This is a genomic window from Pseudomonas sp. Z18(2022) (genome assembly GCF_036346535.1).
Classification (GTDB): Bacteria; Pseudomonadota; Gammaproteobacteria; order Pseudomonadales; family Pseudomonadaceae; genus Aquipseudomonas; species Aquipseudomonas yamanorum_A.
This window is the reverse complement of sequence record NZ_JAOTOA010000018.1, coordinates 66,541-89,728: the sequence shown is the minus strand read 5'-3', so window position 1 is coordinate 89,728 and position 23,188 is coordinate 66,541. Positions and strand designations below refer to the sequence as shown.

Sequence of the window (23,188 nt, the reverse complement as noted above, 5' to 3'; positions counted from 1 at the left end):
AACCACATAGTAGCGAATCCACCGTGACCCGCGCGAGCCTGGCAAAAAAACAGTCGCCCCACGCACTACTTCAACCGCCCTGCCTCGCCCAGCCAGGAGGGTGCGCTTTTCTGCAGCCACTCAGTGGCCGCGGGATTGTGCTTGACGCGGCTGTCCAGGAACGCCACACCAATGGCCTGGATCGCTGCGACCTGCTTGGGATCGGGGGCAGGCTCGCCCGCCATCGAACTGTTGCCGCCGGGTTTGGGGCCGCGCTTGTGGCCTCGACCTTTGGGCGCATCGCCGGTCGCATCACCGCCCTTTTCGGCCTGCTTTGCCGGTCGGCTGAATAACTCGCTGCCCGCCAAGGTCTTGTGAGTCGCGCTGTTCAGGTCCAACCGGACACTGCCGGCCACCGTCACCGAGTCACCCAGGACTTCCCGCTGGCGATAGGAACTGACCCAGTTGAACGGGTCTTCATCCTGCTGGCCGGTCATCGACAGCACCGGGGCCGATATTCGGGCGTACATGTCTGGACGGGCGTCGGCGTCCACGTAAGGGCTGAGCAACACCACCGCCTTGGGCTGGATCGCGACGCCCGACGTAGCGCCAGGCTCCAGCGCCCCGGCGAGCGCCTCGGCGGTCTGTGCGCCAAAGTCGAAGCCGGCGACCACCACCTGGTTCCAGTCGATGGCTGCCAACTGTGCATCACCCTTGGCGGCCCGTGCCCGAACTTCGGTCAGGACCTTCTGCAACGTGGACAGCCTTTCGCGCAAAGCGGCGGCGGAATAATGGGGGCTCGCCATTCCGCGAAAGTCGCCATACGTCGCCTGCTGCGAGGCAAACACCGACTGATCGTGGGCGTGTTCCTGAACCGACAGCACCGCATACCCGGCCTGTGCCCAAGCCTTGCGCCACGCCACGCCGCCCGAGGCCGACTCCCCCAGGCCAGGCAAATAGATAATCAGTGGCACACGCTCCTGGGTCACCGGCGCCAGCCACGCCACATTCACCGATTGCTGGTCGACTTGCCAGGTCGCGCCCCAGCCGGCCGTTTCGTGGTGGGCGGGTTGATAAGCGGTGCTCAACTCTTTATCGACCCGCTCGCTGAAGGCTGCACGCGGGTTGGGCGGATCGCCCGCACACCCCGCGATCAATCCCAGGCTGCCCACCAGGGCGCCCACCGCCAGCCAGTACCGAGGTTGAAGGTTCATTCGATTCACACCGCCGTTCAGTTCAAGATGAGTGGCAGCCTAACCGACCCGCGGGTTAACGAATCGCAAGCGCGGGTAAAGAATGGGTAAAGCGTGACGGCACGATGGCCTTCCTCGCAGGTCTTTGTTTTATGAACGCCGGAAAATTTTCAAGGAGACGCCTGTGAGCATCAGAGACAACCCCGAGGACTACCAGGATCTCAAGCGGGCCGTCGCCTTGCTGGAGTCTCCCTCCCTGACGGCCAGGCTGTCCGGCATCATCGGCTCCCCCATCGAAAGCGCGGTAAAGGCCTTGCCGGGAGTGGTTTCAAAACGGATCAATGGCGCAGTGGCAGCGGCCCTGCATTCATCCGCTGACGCGGCATTGTGGAGCCTGGAGAACAATCCGAAAAAAACCGCCTCGACCCGGTTGCACAAGTTTTATGCGGCAACCTCGGGCGCCATCGGCGGAGCCTTCGGTATTGCCGCGCTATTTATCGAGCTGCCGATTTCCACCACCATCATGATGCGCTCGGTCGCCGACGTCGCGCGCAGCGAAGGTTTTGACCTGGCAGACTTTGCCACCAAGCAGGCGTGCATCGAAGTGTTTGCCATGGGCGGCAACAGCCAGGCCGACGACGCCACAGAGACCGGTTACTACATCACCCGCAGCTTCACCACCCAGGCCATGCAACAGCTGTCGAAGGAGCTGGCGGGAATCGCCGCCAAGCAGGGTTCCAAGGCCATCGGCAGCCTGTCCCCGGGGCAAGCCGGGAAATGGCTGGCGATCCTGATCGACAAGGTCGCGACACGCTTTGGCTTTACCATTTCCAGCAAGTTCGCGGCGCAGGCCGTGCCGGTGATGGGCGCGTTTACCGGGGCGACGATCAATGCGCTGTTTACCCATTTTTACCAGGACATGGCGCGGGGGCATTTCATCGTCAAACGGCTTGAGGAGAAGTATGGGTTTGAGGCGGTCAAGAGTGAGTACATGGCCCTCAATCGTGTGACACAAACGGGATAATTACCAATGGTACCCAAGCCCTACGGTCAGGCCGAAATCGCCCTGCGCAGTGCCCGCTCCTGTAGCACTGTAGCTCCACTTTCCCCCTCTGGAACGCGCCGTCAGCCCGACGGCCAAAGCGGGCTCGCCCTCGTACACAGCCGTTGCCACCGCCACCATCGACTTGCCCGGCGAAGAGGCCGTCGGCAACCCGGCGGTGGCCATTACCGTCGCAATACCGGCGTACACGTCCTGCCGCAAGCTGCCAATCCGGCGATTGGTATAGGCATTGGCCTCACTTAGCGAACGATTGTCGGCCTGGTTCGACAGCCGCGTCGCCTGGCGGAAGTTGACCGCATCCGTGCCCTTCGCAGCTTCTGCTACATGGCTGATTTGACGCTCGGCGCCATACGTACCTACCGACACACTATTGGCCCGATCTGCTCGGGAATCCGCTCCCAGCGCCACACTGTTTGCTGCATTGGCACTTGCCTGCGAACCCAGCGCAGTACTCTGTTCAGCCTGCGCAGCGGCACCAGCACCGGTGGCAACACTGCGCTCGCCTTCGGCTTGAGCCTGTGCCCCGAGCGCCACGGATCGGTTACCTGAACGAATGGATGGGTGGTCGCCGGCTTCGCGCGCATCCACGGCGATGCCGGAAGAGTGCTGGCCCAATTGCTCGGCCTGCTGGCTCACTGCCTGCAGTTGTCTTCCGTTGACGGCATCAAGGCTGGTGGAGCTGACCTCGCCATCCTCAACGCCACCCAGCGTACGCGGGCCTTGGTTGCCGCTGATATCAACCTGGGCCCCATCAGCGGCGCCGGCCAACTGTATGTCACGACTGACCGGATCCTGGCGGACCAGCCCCACCTCACCACTGTCCATTTGTTCGCGCAGTGTGTCGGCTTGCGTACTGACGGCCTTTGATTGTTCGTCGGCAGTCACCACACGGTCATTGAGTAGACCGAACGCCTGGCCGATGGTGGCGGCCTTGACCGAATGGGGCCCTGTATCCTTCTGGCCAGGCTGCGTCACGGTGTAGGTGGCAGGACTCGTCGAACCGTCGGCGTGCACAGTCGCGGCGCCGCCCACGGCGCTGGCCAGTGCCAACTCCTGAGCTTGAGCAACACCCTGGATGTGCCCGAGTACGGTTTCTTCCGGGGCGATACCTTGCAGCCTTGCGGCTGACTGGTCCGCGACCTGCCCGGCGAGCGTCGCGCTGGCGTGCGCTGCGCCAGCGTCCTCACGGGCAGTGGCAGCCACGGTTTGTGTGGCCCTTGCACTGCCCTTGGCCGCGTCCGCGCGGGACTGTGCAAGGGCTGCGGCGCCTGTCACACCGACGGCTGCGTTTTGCGCTTGGTCGGCCACAGTGTTCCCAGCCTGGGCAACACTCTGGGCCGCCACCGCCACGCGATCAACCTCATCCAGCTGGCCCTTGTTCACTGCATCGGCCTGTGTGCTACCGGAGGCCAGTTGGGCGATGCGGGCTGAATGATCACGGTCGGCGCTGTAGGCCCCGTCGATGCCACTCCACTGCAACGTTTCATCGCGCAGACCCTGGATATTCCCCCCCAGTACGTCAAGCGCCGTGGCCTGGGTACGTACGGCATCGTTGAGGGTGGAGAGATTGCCCGCCACCGCGTGCAGCGCATCACCTGCGTTGTCGTGGCGGATTGCGGGCTGAACACTGCCATCGGCTGCGATCACGGGGATGCCATAGGCCGGTGCCGTGGGCTGCCCTTCGGCGTCCACGGTGGAGCCGCCGCCCAGCAGCCGGGTGTTGGCAGCGCGCCCCAGACCTGCAGCCGTCTTGACTGCCGCATCAAGGCGCTCTACCACGGTTTGCCCAGTGTCCAGGCCGGCGAGCTGAACCGCAGCCACATCAGCGGTGGACCGGGCGGCGTTGGCGGCACCTTGGGCATGCTCAGCCGCTCCCTGGGCGACTGACGCCGAGCTCAACGCCGTGCCGGCCGTCGTGTCTGCGGCAGCGGCACGATGACTCGCCTCGGTGGCCACGCCTTGCGCCTGGTCGGCGCCCGACTGCGCTGCGGCGGCAACACTCATCGCATCGATACTTGCGCTGTTCGCTTGCTGTGCCGAGGTTTGGGCAATCTCGGCCGTACGCTGGGCTGTGTTTGCCGCGTCCAGAGCCGCGCTTGCGCTGCCCTGGGCGGCCTGGGCCTGCTGATTGACCTGCGAGGCGCTCAGCAATGCTTGGTCGGCGGCACCTTGAGCAGTCTGCGCCGCCGTCTGCGCAGCGGATGCGGCGCCCAGCGCGGTGCCAGCCTTGACCTGGGTTTGCAGCGCGGCTTGCTGTGCACCAGACGCCGCAGCGGCAGCGCTATCGGCGGTGCCTTGGGCAGCCTGAGCAGAAGCCTGCGCTCCGGTGGCGAGGTTGAGGGCGCGGCTGGCGGTAGCGTCGGCGGCGTTGGCAGCCTCGCGTGCTGTCGACGCGGCACCCAGTGCAGTGTCGGCGCTGTTGCGAGCGACCAGGGCGGTATTGTTCGCCCTGGCGGCCGAGCCCTGCGCAGCGCCTGCGGTGCGCTGCGCGGTATCTGCAGAACGCTGCGTCTGCACAGCAGAGGACAACGCAAGGTCGGCGGTGCCTTGGGCTTTGTCGGTGCTGGCCTGAGCATTGTCCAGTGCGCCTAATGCACTGTCTGCGCCGCGCTGGGCGGCATCGGCCAGGCCTTGGGCGGAAGCGGCGGTGTCGTGGGCGTTTTCTGCGGTGCCCTGGGCGTTCTGCGCATGGGTTTGCGCGGTGGCGGCCGCCGCACCTGCCGAGTCGGCTGTTTGCCGGGCGGTGGCGGCGGTTGCCTGAGCGGCCGTGGCTGCGACAAGTGCCGCGTTGGCTGAAGTCTGTACCGAACCCGCCGCGTTGAGTGCCGCAGCAGCCGTGCCCCGGGCTCTGTCAGCCATCTCTTTAGCGACCTCACCGGCGCCTTGTGCGGTCGACGCGGCACCCGCAGCCTGATCGGCGACTCCCTGAGCGGTAGCTGCCGCATCCTGTACGGTGTTCACCGCGTTCAGGGCCTGGCCGGCAGTGGTTTGCGCGGCATCAGCGGCCGCGTCTGCGTCCTTGCCCGCAAGCAAGGCCGCATCCGCAGCGCGCTGTGCACCCTCGGCCACCGCCTGTGCACGTGAGGCCGCAGTGGCAGCCCGGTCCGTCCAGCCCTGTGCATCCGCGGCAGCGGCCTGCGCCGAAGTCACCGAGGTGGAGGCTGCGTCAGCCGAGCCCAGGGCCGCTGTCGCGGCAACCGTGGCCCTGTCTACGACATCTACCGCGTTCTTGACGCGGGTTTGCGCGGCGGTAGCCAGTGCCTGCGCCGTCGTTGCGTTGCCTTGCGCTTGGGTGGCGACGCCTTGGGCGGTCTGGCCCGACTGCTGAGCCTTGGCGGCGGCAATGTCGGCACGCTCCGCCTCCGCTTGCGCATTGGCGGCGGTCGCGCCGGCCTTGCTGGCGGCACTTGCCGCGGCGCCGGCGCTGCCCTGAGCGAGCGTGGCGGCGTCGAGGGCACCCGCTGCCTCCTGGGAGGCACTGTTAGCCCGTGCCAACGAAGTGTCGGCGGCTTCCTTTGCCGCCAACGACGCCAGCTGCGCCTTGTCCACGGCAGCATTGGCCGCAATGGCCGCCTGTTGTGCACGCAAGGCACTGCTTTCAACACCGTCCAACTGGCCCTTGTTGACAGCGTCGGTTGCCGCCACGCCAGCTGCCAGATTGATAATCGACGTGGGCACGCCCGCGTCCCTGTCGGCGTCATACGCACCGGTCCGCGGGTTCCAATAGAACTTCCTGGTCGCCTTCAACACCTCGGCTTTGTCCGAGACATCCTGGACGGCATCGAACACGCCCCCCATGCGGTCATCGGTGAAGTTGTGCGCCTTGTCCAAGGCCGTCAGCGCCCCCAACAGCGTGGTAGGCGGTGGCGTTCCCGGGGCCAGGCTGATCAGCGCCAGCGGTGCCGGCACTACCCGGTTGCCCTGGGCCAGCGGGCCGGTTCCCAAGGCCTGCGCCACCGATTCACCGGCCGTGGTCTCACGTGCTCCGAGACGGCGAATCGCCTCGTATCCCGAGAACAACTGGGCACCGTTAATGGCATCGGTACTCGTGGCATTCACCGCGCCTGGCCCTACAAAAATCCATTGGCGCAAGCGTGCCGCGCTGCCGCCGCTGACCGTGCCGACAGCACGGCTGCGATCGAAGGAGTAAGCACGTCCATTAAGGGTCACGGGCGCAACTTCGCGCAGGTCATCAGTGGCCGAGAAGCTGCCGAGTGCGACACTCGACTTGTGGGGAGCTTGGGCACTGTAGCCGATCGCCACGCTTTCGACGGTGGATGCGGTCGAGTTCCTGCCGATAGCAACCGCGTTGTCTCCTCGCGATACCGCGAATCGCCCGCCGGCAAACGAGTTTGCACCGCCAGCCTGCGCGCTGGCGCCGAGGGTAGTGGCGTACGCACCTGAAGCCGTGGACGCCGCACCAAACGCCGTACTGAACGTATTGGAGGCCAAAGCGGTATTGCCGAACGACAGCGCATACGGATTTTGTGCCCTGGCGTTAAGGCCGAAGGCCATGCTCCAGGAAGCCGTACTCTGAGCCCCGCGGCCAAAGGCAAAGCCGCCATCAGTGGCCACTGCGCCCCCCAAATTCTCGCCTGACTGGCCGATCGCGATGCTGCCGTTTGCACCGCCCAATATCAGCCGCCCGCTGTTGACATACAACTCCGCGCCCAAGGAAAGCGAGGTTGCGCCAACACCCGGTGTCTCTGACGGGCGATAGAACATCACGCTGTCGGTTTGGCCACTCTTGATGCTCGAACCGCACCGCCCCGATTGACCGTCCTTGAAGTTCAGGTTTTCGTTCAAATAGGCCCTGTCGGCTCCCGAACCGGCAACGTAAGCGCTTTGGGGATCATTGAGGCTGACGCATTCGCCGCTGTCATTTGCGTTGACGTGGACACCGTTGCCTGCCTGTGCGTCAGACACTCCCAGCAGCGCCGAAACACCGGTCAGCGTCAGCAGGCCGGCGATCGGCCAACCCCGTGATGTCGACGTGAATTCGGGGCAGTAGAAGGCGCGAATGAGGGAAAGAAGTGGAGTGAGAGGAACAGCATGCAGACAAGCGACCTGCGAATCAAAACGCAATGTGACTTTCACGATGACTTACCTGAGACATTGACGGGTGCGCGGAACCGAAACCAGGCGCCACGGCAATCCGATGGCTGAGACGGGTTCTACGGGTGGTGCCTGCTGCGATAGCGGGCAATGATTACTGAGGGTTATTGTGGGTAGCAACGCCGGCTGGGACTATCGGACTGCTCCTAAATCGGCAGGCCGATGGCCAGGCCCTCGACCTGCCGAGCTCAGGCTCTACCATTCGTAACCCACGCCGACCGCCAGCCCTACACTCCCCTGGGCACTGCCCGAGCCATTGGCCTTGTAAGCCCACCGGCCATCTTCGGTGCGACCCGAGAGGCCGACGGCCAAGGCTGACTGCCCCTCGTAGACCGACGTCCCCATGGCCACCATGCTCCTGCCCGGTGTCGACGCCACAGGTAAGGCTGCCATGGCCATCGCTGACGCGATGCCGGCATAGGCGTCCTGGCGCACCGCGCTGATCTCGCTGTCGGTATAGGCGTTGGCTTGCCGCAGCGTGCGGTCAGCGGCCTGGTTGGAGATCTGCGTAGCCTGGCCGAGATTGACGACATCGGTCGCCTCACTGGCTGCCGCTACGTTGGTGATTTGCCGCTCCGCACCCGGCGCGCCCACTGAGACGGTATTCGCCCGCAAGGCCTGGGAGCCGGAGCCAAGCGCGACGCTGCCTGGCACATCGGCCCTGGCACCTGCCCCCAGTGCGGTGCTGCGAGGCGCTTGGGCCGCGGCACCAGCCCCCACCGCAACGCTGCGCTCGCTGCCGGCCTGGGCGTTGGCCCCTACCGCCACGGCCTTGCTACCCGGCGTCACCGTTGCCTTGTCATTGCCTTGGGTGTCAACGGCGATGCCGGAGGCTTGTTGCGCCAACTGCTTGACCTGCCGGTTGACGGCGTCGAGTTGTCGGCCATTGACGATATCGGTGCTGTCGGCGCTCAAGGCCCCCTCCTTCACACCCGTCAGAATCCGGGGCCCCTGGGTACCACTGAGATCGACACGAACGCCGTCAGTGTCCCGCGCCACCTGGATATCCCGGCTGAGGGAGTCCTGGCGAACCAGACCGACCTGGCCATTGCTCACCTGCTCGCGCAAGCTGCCCACATCCGCCGTGGCCTTGCCGGCCTTGGTGTTGACCGCATTCAGCGACGTGTCGAGCGCCTCGATCGCCTGGCCGACATTGCCTGCCCGGACCTGATCGGTAGGGCCACCCTCAGGGTCGATTCGGGTCACAGCGTAGGCTGGTGCCTTCACGGCGCCCTTCGCGTCGACAGCAGCGCCACCGCCCAACGCATCGGCCAATGCTTGTCGGTCTGCGCGGCTCTTTGCCTGTATGCGATCAAGCACGGTTTCACCCTCCTCCAGCCCCTGCAATTGTGCTGCAGCACGGTCGGCCACCTGGCCAACCTGGCTGGCCAGTGTGTGGGCAGCGTTTGCCGCCTCACGTGCGCCGGCAGCAGTGCCGCCTGCGGTATCGGCGGCTTGTTGCGCGGTATCAGCGGCAGTCTGGGCGGAGGCAACAGCAACCACCGCGCCATCCGCCGTATCCTGGGCCTTCACCGCAGCGGCGTGGGCCGCGTCGGCGGCGTTGCCCGCCTGCGATGCGGTGAGCGCGACGGTATCGAGCTGCCCCTTGTTGACGGCATCGGTTTGCGCAATACCGGCCGCCAGGTTACCGATGCGGGCAGGCTCACTGCGATCTGCGCCGCGACCCGCGGTATAAGCGCCGCTAGTCTCGTCCCACACAACGCTGTCGTCACGCAGCGCCCGGACGTCCTCACCCAAGGCGCCGAGTGCCGCACCCTGGCGGTTCACGGCGGTGTTGACCGCGCCGGCATTACGGTCCAGGGCAGTCAGAGCATCGCCCACATTGTCATGGGTTTGAGGCGCGGGCTGAACGCTGCCGTCCGCATTGATCTGACTGATTGCATAGGCCGGCGCTGTCGGCTGGCCATCGGCGTCCACGGTAGAACCTCCTCCCAGTGCCTTGGCGACGAACTCACTGGCCACACCTGCGGCGCCCCGGATCGCCGCGTCAATGCGCTGGACGACGGTCTGGCCGCCGTCCAGGCCCTTGAGCTGGCCGGCGGCGACATCCGCAGTGGCCTTGGCCCCATCGGCGGTGCCTTGAGCCGCGTCCGCCCCTCGCTGGGCACTGTTTGCGGCGTCCATGGCGTTGTCGGCGCGGGTCTGTGCCGTGGCCGCAGCCTGCAGCGCATCGCTCGCCGAGCGCCCGACGGCGTCCGCCGTGCCTTGGGCCTTGTCCGCCGCGTTGCGCGCCGACGATGCCGAAGCCAGGGCGGTATCGGCAGCACCCTGGGCTTTTTCAGCGGTTGCCTGCGCACCGGAAGCTGAACTCAGTGCGGCGCCAGCTGTGCCTTGGGCCGCCTCCGCGGTGTGCTGCGCCCGGCTCGCCGAGGTCAATGCGTTGTCAGCGGTTTCCTGGGCGTTGCCTGCCGCGTTTTGTGCGTTGACTGCAGCAGTCAGTGCCGCGTCGGCCGTGCCTTGGGCCGTCTCGACCGCCTGGTGCGCCGTCGAGGCCGTGCTCAGCGCCTGGTCTGCGGTGGACTTGGCGGCGTCGGCGTTGTGCTGTGCCGTGGAGGCCGCGCCAAGGGCTGTGTCCGCTGTGCCTTGCGCGGCATTGGCGGCCTGTTGTGCGCCAGCCGCCGAACTGACGGCGGTATCGGCACGGTCCTGGGCCGATTGAGCGGCCGTCTGCGCACCTGTCGCCGTTGCCAATGCGGAATCCGCAGTGGTTTGTGCAGCGTCGGCGGAGTGCCTCGCACCCTCGGAGGCGCTGAGCGCCTGATTGGCAGTGAGCTGTGCGGCATCGGCGCCTTTCTGCACCACGGCAGCCTTGTCCAGCGCCGCGTTCGCGGTGCCTTGGGCCGCGTCGGCGGCCTTGTGGGAGGTGGCGGCTGCAGCCAAGGCGGTGTCGGCGGAGCCTTGGGCGGCCGTAGCGGCATCCCCAGCCCGAACGGCCGTGCCCAGCGCCGTATCGGCAGTGCCTTGCGCAGCATTCGCGGCTTGTTGGGCGCTGGAGGCCGTGGCCCGCGCGGTGTCGGCAGTGCCTTGGGCTGCTGCCGCGCCTTTTTGCGCTTCAGAGGCCGAACTCAGTGCTGTGCTGGCGACACCCTGTGCGGCATCGGCCGTCTTCTGTGCGGTGGCTGCCGAACCCAGGGCAGTGTTGGCGACACCCTGTGCGTTTTCGGCCGTCTGCTGTGCAGCCGCAACGGCGCCTTGCGCCCGCTCGGCAGTTCCCCGGGCGGAGTCGGCGGTTTTCTGGGCGTTTGCCGCAGAGCCCAGCGCGGTGCTGGCGGTGCCTTGCGCCGCGCCTGCGCTCTTCTCAGCGCTGTCAGCCTTGACCAACGCGGCATCGGCAGCACCTCGCGCGCCGTCAGCCACCTTACGGGCCTCATCCGCCCCGGCCAACGCAGAGCTGGCCTTGCCTTCTGCGGTCTCGGCCGTTCGCTGCGCCGTCGTTGCCGAATTTTCCGCCACGGCCGCTGCCGCCTGTGCGGCCTGGGCCGTTTGCTGCGCGCCGCTTGCCGAACCGAGTGCCGAGTTGGCCGTGCCTTGGGCGGCATCAGCGCTCGCCTGCGCAGTTTCTGCGGCCCCCAGCGCGGCTGTGGCAGAGCCTTGCGCGGTGTCTGCCGTTTTTTGTGCGGCATCGGCCGAGCTGGCGGCGTCCCTGGCGGTGCTCTGCGCATTATCCGCCGTTGCCCGTGCTCCCGCCGCCGTTTGCAGGGCTGCGTCGGCACCCTGTTGCGCTGCGCTTGCCGTTTTGCGGGCATCGTCAGCGCTGGCCTGCGCCGCACTGGCACCGGCCAGCGCGCTACCGGCAAGGCTGTTTGCATTGTTGGCCGTACTTTCCACAGCGTCCAACTGGCCCTTGTTTACCGCATCCGTCGCGGCCACGCCGGCGGCCACATTGGCAATGCGGTTCTCGGGGCTGGCACCTTCACTGGCGGTGTAGGCTCGCTGACCCTCGTCCCAGCGCAAGTATTTCTCGGCCATCGCTAAACGGACTTGCTCAGCCGTGTTGTTGGCCAGTTGATCCACGTCACTCAAGGCTTCCTGCGTGCCTTTATGGGCCTGATCCAAGGCCTTGATCGCCCCCACCACCGACGTGGGCTGCGCCACGCCAGCGCCCAGGCTGATCAGGGAAAAGGCCGGCAGTTGCACCTTGCCGTCCTTGACCGCAGTACCCTCGCCGAGGGCATCCGCCACCGACTGAGTGGCCGCCAGCTCCCGATCCCCAAGTTTCTGGATCGCATCGTAGGCGACGAACAACTGGGCGCCATTGACGCCATCGGTGCTGGTGGCGCCAACCGCCCCCGGAGCCATGTTGATCAGTTGGCGAGTCTGGCTGGCATTACCCAGGCTGACCACGCCCATTGCCGACGTACTGTCGACACTGTAGGGCGTGCCATTGATCGTCACCGGCGTCACCGCCTTCAGGTTCTGCGTTGTGGCGCCACTGCCCAGTGCAACGCCGTAATTGTGTTGTGCGCTGGCCTTGTTCCCCAAGGCAACCCCTTCATTGCTACTGGCCGTCACGCTGGCCTCGGAGCCCACCGCCACGCTGTGGGTGCCATCCGCCCTGGCGTCACGACTCGCGGCAAACGCCCCGCCGCCACTGGCCGATGCACCGGCACCAATGGCAGTAGCACGCTCTCCCGCCGCCGCCGAATTGGCGCCGATAGCCGTGGCGTACTGATTCGTGGCCTGGGCGTTATAGCCAAATGCATGGGCATAGTCAGCCAGGGACTTGGCCTGGAAGCCCGCCGCCATGCCCCAGCCGCCAATGCCTTGGGCACCATGACCAATGGCCGCGCCGTTGACGCTGGCTTTGGTACTCTCGTTACCGATCGCCATACTGCCGCTTGGCTGCCCAAGTATCACCCGGCCGCTGTTGACGTATAGTTCGCCGCCCAGGGTCAGTGAGGTTGCCCCTACGCCGGAAACGCCCCCTGGGCGGTAAAACAGTACCGAATCGGTCTGGGAGCCCTTGGTCGCGGAGTCGCACTTGTTCGACGCCTGGTCCTTGAAGGTCAGGGTTTGCGCAAGATACGTCGTGGCATTGCCATCGTTGTTCTGCGGGTCATTCAAACTGACGCACTGGCCATCCGCATTCGCGTTGATGTGGACACCATTGCCCGCATGGGCAGGTGCACTCAGCAATGCCGTGATGCCGGTCAGGGTCATCACCCCCCATAGCGCCCAATCCCGTTGACGGCGTGGGGACTGACAAGCGTCAGGCGCATGGCAATAACGCATGCGAACCCAGTAGCGAATCGGATTGAGCGGGGCTGATCGCAGGAACGCAAACGGCAAGACTGAACGCGACGTAACTTTCACAATAACTCACCCTGTAGCACACACATCGCCGGTATGAACCCGTACGACGTGGCATTGAAGTGCAGAGGCAGGAACCGTCGGCGACAGCGTGCGTGCACTCGTTCTGTAATGCCCGCAGTTGCTGCGAGCCGCTATGAATCAGGATGAATTCTGTAGAGCATCCGAAAATGCCGATATCGGACTGCTCTTAAAATTCGAATCGACCGAGGCAGGTACCTGCACAAGGTTAGGCCACGATTTAGTCCCAGTCTTATAGTTCTCTCACCTGCGCCTTGCTCAAATGTGGACTCACCACAACCACCGAGCATCCGCAGATGGCAGCCCACGTTGTCGCCCCCTCCGAACGAGCCTTGCAAAGCCTGGTCATCCTGGCCAGTGACGAGCAGTACGCCCACCGCGTAGCCATGCAGCTCAGCGGGAGCCATCTATTTCAGATCGAACACATCAACTCGTTGAGTGAATTGATGACGCACCTGCGCAATCAGCCTGTCGACATCATCGTCGCGCAAGTTCACGCCGACCACGTCGACAGCCTGATGCTGCCGTGCTGTGTCAGCGACCTGAATGCTTCCGGGCTGCTGTGCAGCATTCCGCATATCGTCTGGACCGCACAGCCACAATCCGAGCTTTCGTTCCCGCCCGGACTGCTTACCGCAGGGTTTGAGCAGGGCTGGACGCACACCCTTAATGGCGTCTCGACGGCGGCGCTGGCTTCCCATGCGCGCCTTGCCAAGGCTTCAGGTATCCAGGTCGAGATCGCTGCTGAACAACAATCCGAACAGCTCCTGGCAATTATCAGTCAGTTGGCAAACACCGCCCATCCGGCGCCGCGAAGCCCAAACGAGGAAAAGCTGGAGCAATTGCTAAATGACGATGAAGTGATTGCGGCCCTCGCCACCGGAGATGGATTAAGAGTGGTCTATCAGCCCCAATACGATTTAGCGACACGAGCGATCGTCGGCGCGGAAGCCCTGATTCGCTGGCACCATCCGCAGCATGGGGATGTGCCTCCCTCGATCCTGATCCCGATGATCAATCAGCTCGGGCTGGATCTCTTGCTGTTCAGCTTTATCGAAAAGACCGTGATCGACACCTTGGGCAAGTTGAACCGTGCGGGCATTGAGATCCCCATCGCCATCAACGCGTCGGCGCGAACACTCTGCGCCTATGGCCTGGCCACACGGCTCGCGCAAAAGATGCACCGGGCGGGATTGCCCTGCAAGCGCCTCAAAATCGAGCTAACCGAAGATCTGGCGCCCGACAGCGAACTTGCCCTTTTAGCCTCGATCACCGCTTTGCGCGCCAAAGGCTTTCCAGTGTCCCTGGACGACTTCGGTGCAGGTGCTGCAACGTTGTCACTGTTGTCGCGCATGCCATTCGACGAGATGAAGATTGACGGCACCCTGGTGCGTGCGGTGGGCCAGTTCGCGCACTCGTCGGAAATCATCTCGGGTATCGTCGGTCTGGCTCAGTTATTCAATATCAACCTGATCACCGAGGGTATTGAAGATACCGAGAGTATCGAGTTGCTGAACAAGCTGGGCTGCAACACCGGGCAGGGTTTCGCCCTGGCCCGGCCTATGGAGAGCGATGTCTTCCTGAGCATGATCACCGCATAGAGATGCGTTCACATCCATTGAACCTGTAAACGTCACCCCGCGCGTGCCGGAAACTATCACGGTACGGTTTAACGATATTTACACCTTTGCTGGAGCCGAATTGATAGATGGTCTTTAATCGATTAGTTACCCGGCTACTTTCGAGTGTCCATTGGCAACCATGAAAACCATACGCATAGCGATCCTTGATGATCATGCAGTGGTACGCCACGGCCTTGTCAGCCACCTCGCCGAAGAGTCATCCATCGAGATCGTTGGCGTCTATGAAACCAGCCGTGAACTGATACGCGGGATGGCGACAATGCCTGCCAACGTCCTCCTGCTGGACTTTGCTCTGGGACGGGATGAACTGGACGGCGTCTCCCTGATTCGCGCCTTGCGAAGCCGCTTCCCTGACTGTCGTATCCTGGTGCTGTCGAGCCATCACGAGTCGGCCACCGTGTCGCTTGCCTTGCGTGTCGGCGCGCGAGGCTTTGTAGGTAAAGATGAGGGGCTGGGAAGCCTGGTGAAGGCGATTCGTACCGTTGCCTCGGGCGCCATCTATCTGAGTGCCGACATGTCTTATCAAGTGGCCGACGCAGCCAGGCCCGGCGAATCAGAGCAAACGCCGATCAGTGACAACGCCTTGCAGCGAGCGGCATTGTCGGCTCGCGAGCAGGAAGTGATCCGCTGCTATCTGGAAGGCATGACGGTGACGGAGATCGCCGAAAAGTTCAATCGCAGCATCAAGACCATCAGTACGCAGAAGGCCACCGCTTTTCGCAAGCTTGGGGTCACCTCCAATAACGGCTTGTTCAAGATCATGAAAACTCTGGACTAGACATGATGATCAGGAGCCACGCTCGTTGGGTCGCCAGCCTGCTCTTGCTGATGGCTGCGACATGGGCGGACGCCGGTGCCCTGCCGCCCGGGCCGGATCTAAGCGTTGAAGAACACGCCTGGATCGAACAGCACCCGGTATTACAAATCGCCGTCGTCGGCAGCCTTTCGCCAATCGAATACGTGGAGAACGGCCGCCTCAAGGGACTGTCGGCTGAATACCTGCAGTTGATTGCCCACAAAACCGGCTTGAAGATCGACTATGTTTCCGCTCACTCGATCCAGGAACGCATAGAGCTGCTGATGACCGGTCAGGCGGACCTTATCTCCACCATCAGGCTTAATGGGCCCGGTGGTAAGGATCCCCGGCTGCTGCTTACTTCAGCCTATTTGAATACCACCACGGTCATCATTACCCGAATCGGGCGCCCGCCTCTTTTCGAGGCCGAACAGCTGGACCGGCTGACCGTGACCCTGCCCTACTTCGATCGCTACAGTGACTTCCTCGCGACGAAGGCACCTGGGGCGAAATTGATCATCGGCGGCAGCGCCCTGACGATGCTGCAGCAAGTTGCCGAAGGCACCGCTGATGCTGCAGTTGCCACCGAAGCCTACCTGCTGCCATTTCTCTATCGAGAGTTCCAGGGCCAATTGCAGATATCCGGGGTGCTCACCGGTATGGCGTCGCAAATTGGCATGGGCACTCGGAAAAACGAGCCTTTACTGCACTCAATCATCCAGAAGACGCTCGATTCAGTCACCCCTGACGAAGTTCGCGTCCTGCACGCCAATTGGCTGCGCGAGCATGCCACCCAGGACCTGCCGCTCAGGGAAGTCATGTCCCACTACCCTCATGAAATCGCGTTAATTGTCCTGGTGGTAGTGCTATTGCTCATCACGATTTACCAAACCCACCGCATGCGCCAGCGTGCCGAGCGCAACGAGCAGGAAAAGGCGATGTTCCTGGCGGTCATGAGCCATGAAATCCGCTCGCCGATGAATGCGGTGGTGGCGGCCGTCGAACTGTTGCGCAACACACCGCTGGACAAGCAGCAACAGCACTTTGCCGACCTGGCCAACCACGGCGCGCAATCGTTGTTGAGGCTGCTCAATGACGTACTGGATATTTCCAAGCTAGATGCCGGGCAGGTCAAGCTCGAATACGAGCCGGTGAACCTCGGCACCCTGGTGAATAACGTCGTTGACCTGCATCGCTTGCGGGCCCGGGAGAAGCATTTATCAATCAGCGTCGACGGCGAATCCCACCTGCCACTGTTGATGCTCGACAGCACCCGCGTTGGGCAGGTGCTGCACAACCTGCTGTCCAATGCCATCAAGTTCACCGAAATCGGCGGTGTGGAAGTTGCCTATGCGATCAGTGACCTGGCTTCGTCGCGCAACAAACAGTTGCGGTTGACCGTCACTGATACCGGAATCGGTCTGAGCCCGGAAAGCCAAGTGCGCCTGTTCCAGCCTTACAGCCAGGCAGCACAATCCTATAAGCGCTCAGGTGGCACAGGCCTGGGGCTGGTCATTTGTCGCGACCTGCTTAAACTCATGGGCGGCACCCTCACGCTGGACAGCTCGCTGGGCAAGGGAACGCGCGTTGAATTGTCGCTGACCGCGGAGTTGGCACCGCCCGACTCGACAGAGGCTGAAACCTTGCTCCCCACCACGAACTGGTCAGCCACATCCGCACCAAAGGCCTTGCGCATTCTGGTCGTGGAGGACACCGTCGCCAACCAGGCGGTATTGCAAGCACAGATCGAGGGCTTCGGCTGCACGCCGGTGATCGCCAGAGACGGCGCCCAGGCCGTGGATTGCTTCGAACAAGGCACCTATGACCTGATCTTGATGGACTGTGACCTGCCGGACCAGGACGGCTATTCGCTGACGCGCCTGTTCCGCATGATCGAACAGGATGCCGCCCAAACACGCTGCCCCATCATTGCGATCTCCGCCTCTACGGGCAACCAGCATGTCGCCCGCTGTTTTGATGCCGGCATGGACGGCATCCTCAGCAAGCCGATCAGCCTTGGCAAGTTGCAGGATGCCATCGAGTTATGGTGTGGCGTGACGCTCACGTTACTGCCACACCCCTTCTCTGACCGGCAGCCTGTGGGCCATCAGCAGATCCTTGAAGCATTGGAACGGGATCTACTGGCGCTGCTTGAAGGTATGGTTCTACGCAATCTGGAGCCGGCCCTCCACGCAGCCCACCGTCTTCACGGCGCGGCACTCAGTGTCGAGTGGCCAGAGGTGGCCCGCGAAGCAGGACGGCTGGAGGCCCTGCTCAGAGCAGCCACGCCTTGGAACGACCCAAGCTACGCCACGTCCTTGCAGGCAGTGCTTCATGGGTTTCGCACTACGAGCTTCAGTCATCCTGTTTTCGAACCATCCGCTCCCCCTCCGGCAGATTGAGATTCGGGTGTGCGAATTCAGAGCAGTCTGATTGGATCTCCCGCCCTCCCCCCTGAAAATCGGCTTTGTCAGCTAACGACAAACTCAACTGCACTCAAGGTTTGACTGATGGACCCATTGCACGAGATTCAAAGACGGCAACTCAGGCTGATCGAGTCAGCCTCCGTTAACGAAGCCTGCGCGATTGACTTGCTGGGCGTGCTGCGCAGGTTGACGGCGGCCGACGCCAGTACCGTCCTGAACATGGTCGCGCTGCTGCAAAACGAGGCGGAATTCCTGCGCAGGCTTGCGAAAGACATGGCCATCCGTGATTACGGGATGTTGGCGGGTTAGCGTGATCACACGTTTGCGAATGCCCTGGGAGGATTGACCGAGAAGCGGGAGGTTTGCCTTTCAGATCAAACAGCTCAGGACGAAAAAACCTCACCCCGCGGTCGCACAGACTTCTTGCATCTGGGCGCCTGCTGCCTCACAAGCTGCGCCTGCACCCCTGCAACCGCATCCAGAACAGCCTGGGCCCAGTTCTCATCCTGCGGATTAACCACGACCACGCGAAAGCCGTGATCATGCCCCTCGGCCCGCACGCCCTCGGAGTCATCCACGTGCAGGTCGATATCGAAGGCCGGCGGAAATTTCGAAGGTGTGTTCGACAGCCCGCGTACCGTCAGGGCGCGGGTGTGCAGCACGCTGTTCACCACCCCGTCGACGCGGATGCCGTACAGCATCAACCAACGCCTGATGTAGGAAGGCGCCCGGCCAGACGACGTGTACACCCAGATGCTGCACCCCTGGCGGCGCAGTTCCCGGGTCAGGGAACGGGTGCCGCTACGCAGCGGCTCACCCCACCAGCGATGAACGCAATTGGGTAGCCAGCTTGCCTCGACGGCAGAATGATGGAGTTGGCAGGCCAGCGTGTCATCGATATCAAACGAGATACGCACGCGCGGGCGCTTGAGCACACCCGTGGGCATGGCATGCCGGACGGCTTGCAAGACTCGCCTGCCGGAGGTCCGGCATTTGCTGGCAAGCGTTGGATACCCGCTCATTAATGGCCTCCCTGATAGATGGGCTGCGGTGTGTCGCTCAAGAAAAACGCCTTGGGATCCGGTGCCTGTTCCTCCAGGAAGGCGGCGTATTTTTTCTTGATCTTGGGCAATTCGTACAACGCCTTGACTCCATGCTTGGCAGAGTTGCGTATCACCGAGGAGGGATTGAAGTAGCCCTCGGCATTTTCAAGTGTCAGCACGAACGGCGGCAAACCTGCGCGCATCAGCAAGTAGCTGACGATCAGCGAGCCGCTGCGGTTGTTGCCTTCGATGAACAATTGCGGCTTGCTGAGGATTCGCACATACACACCGGCTGCGCGCTTCCAGACTGATTCGCTGCGATACGCGCAGTACCAGTTGTACAAGTCCTTGATGCCGCCTTCAACGTTGTTGAAGAAGTGCTGCTCGGTGGCCGCCAGGTGGTGACTGTACTCCTGGCGACGTGCCGGGTCCTTGCCGCAGAGCACGGTGGCATTGATTTCCAGCATCAGGTCCAGGTGCTGAAGGTCAAACAGGTCGACACCCCGAGCGACATAATCGTCAATCAGCGCGTAGCCCTCAAGCACATTGAGCAGCACTTCGTCGGTCAACGGGTCGCGCTGCTCGGTAAAGTGCTGGCTGAGCTCGGCAAAGCGGCGCTGTACCTCACGCAGTGCGCGTTCAATGGCAGGCAGATCAAGGCGACGTGGAGCGGGCATTGGCAATCCTGGGAAACGGTAAAGGGGCCGGTCAGCTGAACTTGCCGCTGATGTAATCCTCGGTCATTTGTTCACGCGGGCTGCCGAAAATCTGGGCAGTCGGGCCCATTTCAACCAGGTACCCGGTGCGCGTGCCCTGGGAGATGTCCACCGAGAAAAACGCGGTGGTATCCGCCACACGGATGGCCTGCTGCATGTTGTGGGTCACCAGGGCGATGGTGTAGTCCTTCTTCAACTCGACCATCAACTCTTCAACCCGGCGGGTGGCGATCGGGTCGAGTGCCGAACACGGCTCATCCAGCAGCAGTACTTCGGGCTCGGTAGCGATGGCACGGGCAATACACAGCCGTTGCTGCTGGCCACCGGAGAGGGAAAGGCCGCTGACCTTGAGCTTGTCCTTGACCTCGTCCCACAGCGCAGCACCTTGCAAGGCGTGCTTGACGCGGTCGCCCAGGTCGCCTTTGTAGCGGTTCAGCCGCAGGCCGAAGGCGACGTTGTCGAAGATGCTCATGGAAAACGGGTTGGGCTGCTGGAACACCATGCCGATGTAGCGGCGTACGACCACCGGGTCGACACCCTTGCCATACACGTCCTGGCCGAGGAAATGCACGTGGCCCTCGAAGCGAAAGCCCTTCACCAGGTCGTTCATGCGGTTCAGGCTGCGCAGCACGGTACTTTTGCCGCAGCCGGAAGGACCGATGAAGCCGGTGATCTTGTTCTTCTCGATCGGCACATGGCTGTCACGTACCGCCATGAAGTTGCCGTAGAAAATCTTGTCGAGCTTGCAGTCCATGACCACAGGCTCCTGGGTGACAAACGGAGCGGCTATTTGCGCAGTTGATACGTTCAAAATTCAGGTGCTCCCGTTCTCAATACTTGGGCTTGCCGAAAATCCGGCTGACAATATTCACGACCAGCACGATCATCACCAATACCAGCGAGGCCGCCCAGGCGAGCTCGAGCTGGTTGTCGAAAGGCATGCCGGAGAAGTTGTAAATCAGCACGGCCAGGGATGCCGTGGGATTCATCACCTCCAGGCTGCCGTCGTGGAAGATCCAGTAGTTGCTGAACAGCGCGGTAAACAGCAACGGCGCGGTTTCACCGGCAGCACGTGCCACGGCGAGCATGACGCCCGTGAGGATCGCCGGCATGCCGGTTGGCAAGATGATTTTCCAGATGACCTGGGAGCGGGTGCAGCCCATGCCGTAGGCGGCGTCCTTCATGATCTTGGGCACCATGCGCATCGACTCTTCGGCGGTCAGCACCACGATGGGCAGCATCAGTACCGCCAGTGCCACGCCACCCGCCGGAGCCGAGTAGGTACCGGTGGTCATCACCACCAGAGCGTAGGCAAATACCCCGGCCAGGATGGAAGGCAGGCCGGTGAGCATTTTGGCGGCAAAGCGCGAGGCGTTCGCCAGTTTGCTGTCCGGCCCCAGTTCAGCCAGGAAGACGGCGGCCATGATGCCCACCGGCACCGCGATGGCAGCGGCGATGCCGACCATCACAAAGGTACCTGCCATGGCGTTGCCGAAACCGCCGCCGGTCTCGAAGCCGGTCGGCGGCAGTTCGGTGAACACTTCCAGGCTCAGGCGTGCGCCGCCACGGGTGATCAGCATGTAGAGCACGGAGATCAGCGGCACGCTGGCCACCAGTGCGCCAAGCCAGACCAGCGTGGTCAGCACCAGGCTGCGCAGGGCGCGACCTTCAAATTTGCGCTGCAGGCTGGGCACAGCGCTGATTGGGGACGTGAGGTCTGTCATTGTTTGGTACCCCGCTGGGCGTAGAGCATGATCATCGAACCGATGACGTTGACCAGCAGCGTGATGAACATCAGCACCAGGGCTGCGTACATCAACACCTCGATCTCGTTGGGCCCGGCTTCGGGGAAGTTCAGCGCCAACAAGGCGGCCAGCGTGTTGGCCGGCGCAAACAGGGAAAGCGAAATGTTGTTGGCGTTGCCCACCAACATGGCCAGGGCCATGGTTTCACCCAGTGCGCGGCCGAGGCCAAGGACCAGGGAGCCGAAAATACCGGTGGCGGCGGATGGCACCATCACTTTGAGAATGGCTTCCCAGTGGGTGGTCCCCATGCCGTAGGCGGCCTGCTTGGTTTTCATCGGGACGCTGGTGAGGGCGTCCTGGGAAACCGCGGCAATGGTCGGCAGAATCATGATGGCCAGTACCAGCGCGGCTGGGAGCAACCCAGGCCCGCTCAAGGACGTGCCGAAAAAAGGTATCCAGCCCAGCTCGCTGTTCAGCCAAGCCGTCAATGGACGAATCGCCGGAATCACGACGTAGATACCCCACAGGCCGTAGACGACGCTGGGGATGGCTGCGAGCAATTCGACAATGGTGCGAAACACGGCTGCCAGCTTTGCCGGCAGAAAATCCTGGGTCAGGAAAATCGCCATGCTGACGCCGAAAAAGCCTGCAATCAGCAGCGCGATCAGGGCGCTGTAGAGCGTGCCCCAAATGGCCGGCAGAATGCCGTACTTGCCTTGGTTAACGTCCCAGACACTGCCGAACAGCACGTCAAAACCATGCTTCTCCATGCCGGGAAGGGCCTTGCGTCCCACCTCGAATACCAAGGCGGCGACCAATGCCAGAATCAGTACCACCCCGATTCGGGCAAGCGCACGGAAGGTGCGGTCAACCAGGAAATCCTTTGCGGAGGGGGGTTGGCAGGCAGAATCCGGGTTAACCGGTACGACGAAGGGTTTGTTCATTGGCTAATTCCGGACCAGGGGGGAAACTCTCCCGGCGTGGCTGATGACAGCACACACCGGGAGAGGCCTCACGCGCATTACTGGATGTTGGCGGACGCTTTGCGAACCTGATCGACAACCGATTGCGGCAGAGGGATGTAACCCATCGAGTCGGCGATTTTCTGCCCCTCGGTCAGGCTGTATTCGACCATTTCACGCATGGCCTTGGCCTTGGCCGGGTTGCCGTTGTCCTTGCGGAAGATCATCCAGGTGTAGGACGTGATCGGGTAGGATTTGGCGCCATCCGGGTCCGGCAGCCAGGCCACCAGGCTTTCCGGCATCTTCACCGCTGCCAGTGCCTCGGCACCGCTTTCGGCGTTCGGTACAACATAATGGCCGGCCTTGTTCTGCAACTGGGCGAAGTCAACCTTGGCCAGCTTGGCGAAGCCGTATTCGATGTAGCCGATGGCGCCAGGGGTCTGGCGTACGGTGGCGGTCACACCGTCGTTTTTAGGCGACTTGATGAATTTGTCACTGGCTGGCCAGTTAACGGTGTTGCCTTCACCCAGTTCCTTCTGGAACGTCGGGTTGATCGCTGCCAGGTGTTTGGTGAATACCGCGGTGGTACCGCTGGAGTCTGCACGCACGACCACGGTGATTGGCGTATCGGTCAGCTTCAGGTCCGGGTTGGCGGCGACGATCTGTGGATCGTTCCACTTGGTGATCTTGCCCAGGAAGATGTTGGAATAAACGTCACGTGGCAACTTCAACCCTTTTGGGTTGCCTGGCAGGTTATAGGCCAGCACGATTTCACCCGCGGTCATCGGCAGCAACTGCACGCCTTCGGCAACCTTGGCGATGTCTTCGTCTTTCATGGCCGAGTCGCTGGCGGCGAAATCGACGGTTTTATTCAGGAAGTCCTGCACGCCCGCGCCGCTGCCCTTGGACTGGTAATCCACCGTGACACCTGGGGTCTTCTTGCTGAAATCCTTGAGCCAGGTCAGGTAGATCGGTGCCGGGAAGCTTGCACCGGAACCGGTCAGGCGAACGCTTTCGGCAGCAAAAGCCATGGAGCTGGCACAAAGAGATACCGAAACGGCGAGTGCAGCGGACTTCATCAAGCTCTTCATTAACGAAACTCCTTGTGATAATTGGCCTCCGCACTCTGCAATAGGGTTGTTACAGTTTTATGAA

General features: G+C 62.9%; 14 protein-coding genes. 5 read left to right on the top strand and 9 right to left on the bottom strand.

Annotation, left to right across the window (positions count from 1 at the left end; all coding sequences use genetic code 11):
• Positions 1–65: 65 nt before the first annotated feature.
• Positions 66–1,193, bottom strand: a complete 1,128-nt coding sequence (locus tag V3W39_RS26410; RefSeq protein WP_330213660.1) for an alpha/beta hydrolase — start codon at positions 1,191–1,193, stop codon at positions 66–68.
• A gap of 163 nt (positions 1,194–1,356) precedes the next feature.
• Between V3W39_RS26410 and V3W39_RS26405 the strand changes: the two genes are divergently transcribed.
• The gene (locus V3W39_RS26405; RefSeq protein ID WP_330213659.1) at positions 1,357–2,196 is read left to right on the top strand and encodes an EcsC family protein; all 840 of its coding nucleotides are present in this window, start codon (positions 1,357–1,359) and stop codon (positions 2,194–2,196) included.
• Here V3W39_RS26405 and V3W39_RS26400 read toward each other — a convergent pair whose 3' ends face one another.
• Together V3W39_RS26400 and V3W39_RS26395 are read right to left on the bottom strand one after the other, a co-directional pair.
• Positions 2,197–7,332 (bottom strand): YadA-like family protein, encoded by a 5,136-nt coding sequence (locus V3W39_RS26400; RefSeq protein ID WP_330213658.1) that lies wholly within the window; start codon positions 7,330–7,332, stop codon positions 2,197–2,199.
• 213 nt (positions 7,333–7,545) lie between these two features.
• Complete coding sequence (locus V3W39_RS26395) at positions 7,546–12,531, bottom strand: YadA-like family protein (RefSeq protein ID WP_259199048.1); 4,986 nt, start codon at positions 12,529–12,531, stop codon at positions 7,546–7,548.
• Between the two features lie 467 nt (positions 12,532–12,998).
• Between V3W39_RS26395 and V3W39_RS26390 the strand changes: the two genes are divergently transcribed.
• The 4 genes from V3W39_RS26390 (at position 12,999) to V3W39_RS26375 (ending at position 17,876) form a co-directional block, all read left to right on the top strand.
• Entirely contained in the window at positions 12,999–14,303 is a 1,305-nt protein-coding gene (locus tag V3W39_RS26390; RefSeq protein ID WP_177078816.1) for an EAL domain-containing protein, read from the top strand.
• Positions 14,304–14,463: 160 nt separating this feature from the next.
• Positions 14,464–15,123 carry a response regulator transcription factor gene (locus V3W39_RS26385; protein ID WP_177078817.1) on the top strand — a complete coding sequence of 220 codons (660 nt, stop codon included), beginning with the start codon at positions 14,464–14,466 and terminating at the stop codon, positions 15,121–15,123.
• Positions 15,124–15,125: 2 nt separating this feature from the next.
• Positions 15,126–17,543, top strand: coding sequence for an ATP-binding protein (locus tag V3W39_RS26380; protein ID WP_177078818.1), 2,418 nt, complete (start codon positions 15,126–15,128; stop codon positions 17,541–17,543).
• 108 nt (positions 17,544–17,651) lie between these two features.
• Complete coding sequence (locus tag V3W39_RS26375; protein ID WP_177078819.1) at positions 17,652–17,876, top strand: hypothetical protein; 225 nt, start codon at positions 17,652–17,654, stop codon at positions 17,874–17,876.
• A 74-nt stretch (positions 17,877–17,950) separates the two neighbouring features.
• On the opposite strand, the gene V3W39_RS26370 is transcribed toward V3W39_RS26375, so the two are convergent.
• From V3W39_RS26370 to pstS, 6 genes are all read right to left on the bottom strand, one after another.
• Positions 17,951–18,589: a hypothetical protein gene (locus tag V3W39_RS26370; protein WP_177047458.1), complete on the bottom strand. Its 639-nt coding sequence runs from the start codon at positions 18,587–18,589 to the stop codon at positions 17,951–17,953.
• On the bottom strand, positions 18,589–19,287 hold the full coding sequence (locus V3W39_RS26365) for a hypothetical protein (protein ID WP_259199045.1): 699 nt from the start codon (positions 19,285–19,287) through the stop codon (positions 18,589–18,591). The genes V3W39_RS26370 and V3W39_RS26365 overlap by 1 nt, the downstream gene beginning before the upstream one ends.
• 31 nt (positions 19,288–19,318) lie before the next feature.
• Positions 19,319–20,080, bottom strand: coding sequence for a phosphate ABC transporter ATP-binding protein PstB (gene pstB, locus V3W39_RS26360; RefSeq protein ID WP_218171024.1), 762 nt, complete (start codon positions 20,078–20,080; stop codon positions 19,319–19,321).
• Between the two features lie 76 nt (positions 20,081–20,156).
• Positions 20,157–21,050, bottom strand: coding sequence for a phosphate ABC transporter permease PstA (pstA, locus tag V3W39_RS26355; RefSeq protein WP_177047464.1), 894 nt, complete (start codon positions 21,048–21,050; stop codon positions 20,157–20,159).
• Positions 21,047–22,015 carry a phosphate ABC transporter permease subunit PstC gene (gene pstC, locus V3W39_RS26350; protein ID WP_177047466.1) on the bottom strand — a complete coding sequence of 323 codons (969 nt, stop codon included), beginning with the start codon at positions 22,013–22,015 and terminating at the stop codon, positions 21,047–21,049. The genes pstA and pstC overlap by 4 nt, the downstream gene beginning before the upstream one ends.
• Positions 22,016–22,092: 77 nt before the next feature.
• Positions 22,093–23,124, bottom strand: a complete 1,032-nt coding sequence (gene pstS / locus V3W39_RS26345; RefSeq protein ID WP_177047468.1) for a phosphate ABC transporter substrate-binding protein PstS — start codon at positions 23,122–23,124, stop codon at positions 22,093–22,095.
• Positions 23,125–23,188 lie beyond the last annotated feature (64 nt).

What these genes read in the sequence shown, in the direction of transcription:
- V3W39_RS26410 (WP_330213660.1), bottom strand. Translation starts at nt 1,193, where the DNA reads ATGAACCTTCAACCTCGGTACTGGCTGGCGGTGGGCGCCCTGGTGGGC.
- V3W39_RS26395 (WP_259199048.1), bottom strand. Translation starts at nt 12,531, where the DNA reads ATGACCCTGACCGGCATCACGGCATTGCTGAGTGCACCTGCCCATGCG.
- V3W39_RS26390 (WP_177078816.1), top strand. Translation starts at nt 12,999, where the DNA reads ATGGCAGCCCACGTTGTCGCCCCCTCCGAACGAGCCTTGCAAAGCCTG.
- V3W39_RS26385 (WP_177078817.1), top strand. Translation starts at nt 14,464, where the DNA reads ATGAAAACCATACGCATAGCGATCCTTGATGATCATGCAGTGGTACGC.
- V3W39_RS26380 (WP_177078818.1), top strand. Translation starts at nt 15,126, where the DNA reads ATGATGATCAGGAGCCACGCTCGTTGGGTCGCCAGCCTGCTCTTGCTG.
- V3W39_RS26375 (WP_177078819.1), top strand. Translation starts at nt 17,652, where the DNA reads ATGGACCCATTGCACGAGATTCAAAGACGGCAACTCAGGCTGATCGAG.
- V3W39_RS26370 (WP_177047458.1), bottom strand. Translation starts at nt 18,589, where the DNA reads ATGAGCGGGTATCCAACGCTTGCCAGCAAATGCCGGACCTCCGGCAGG.
- V3W39_RS26365 (WP_259199045.1), bottom strand. Translation starts at nt 19,287, where the DNA reads ATGCCCGCTCCACGTCGCCTTGATCTGCCTGCCATTGAACGCGCACTG.
- pstB (WP_218171024.1), bottom strand. Translation starts at nt 20,080, where the DNA reads ATGGACTGCAAGCTCGACAAGATTTTCTACGGCAACTTCATGGCGGTA.
- pstA (WP_177047464.1), bottom strand. Translation starts at nt 21,050, where the DNA reads ATGACAGACCTCACGTCCCCAATCAGCGCTGTGCCCAGCCTGCAGCGC.
- pstC (WP_177047466.1), bottom strand. Translation starts at nt 22,015, where the DNA reads ATGAACAAACCCTTCGTCGTACCGGTTAACCCGGATTCTGCCTGCCAA.
- pstS (WP_177047468.1), bottom strand. Translation starts at nt 23,124, where the DNA reads ATGAAGAGCTTGATGAAGTCCGCTGCACTCGCCGTTTCGGTATCTCTT.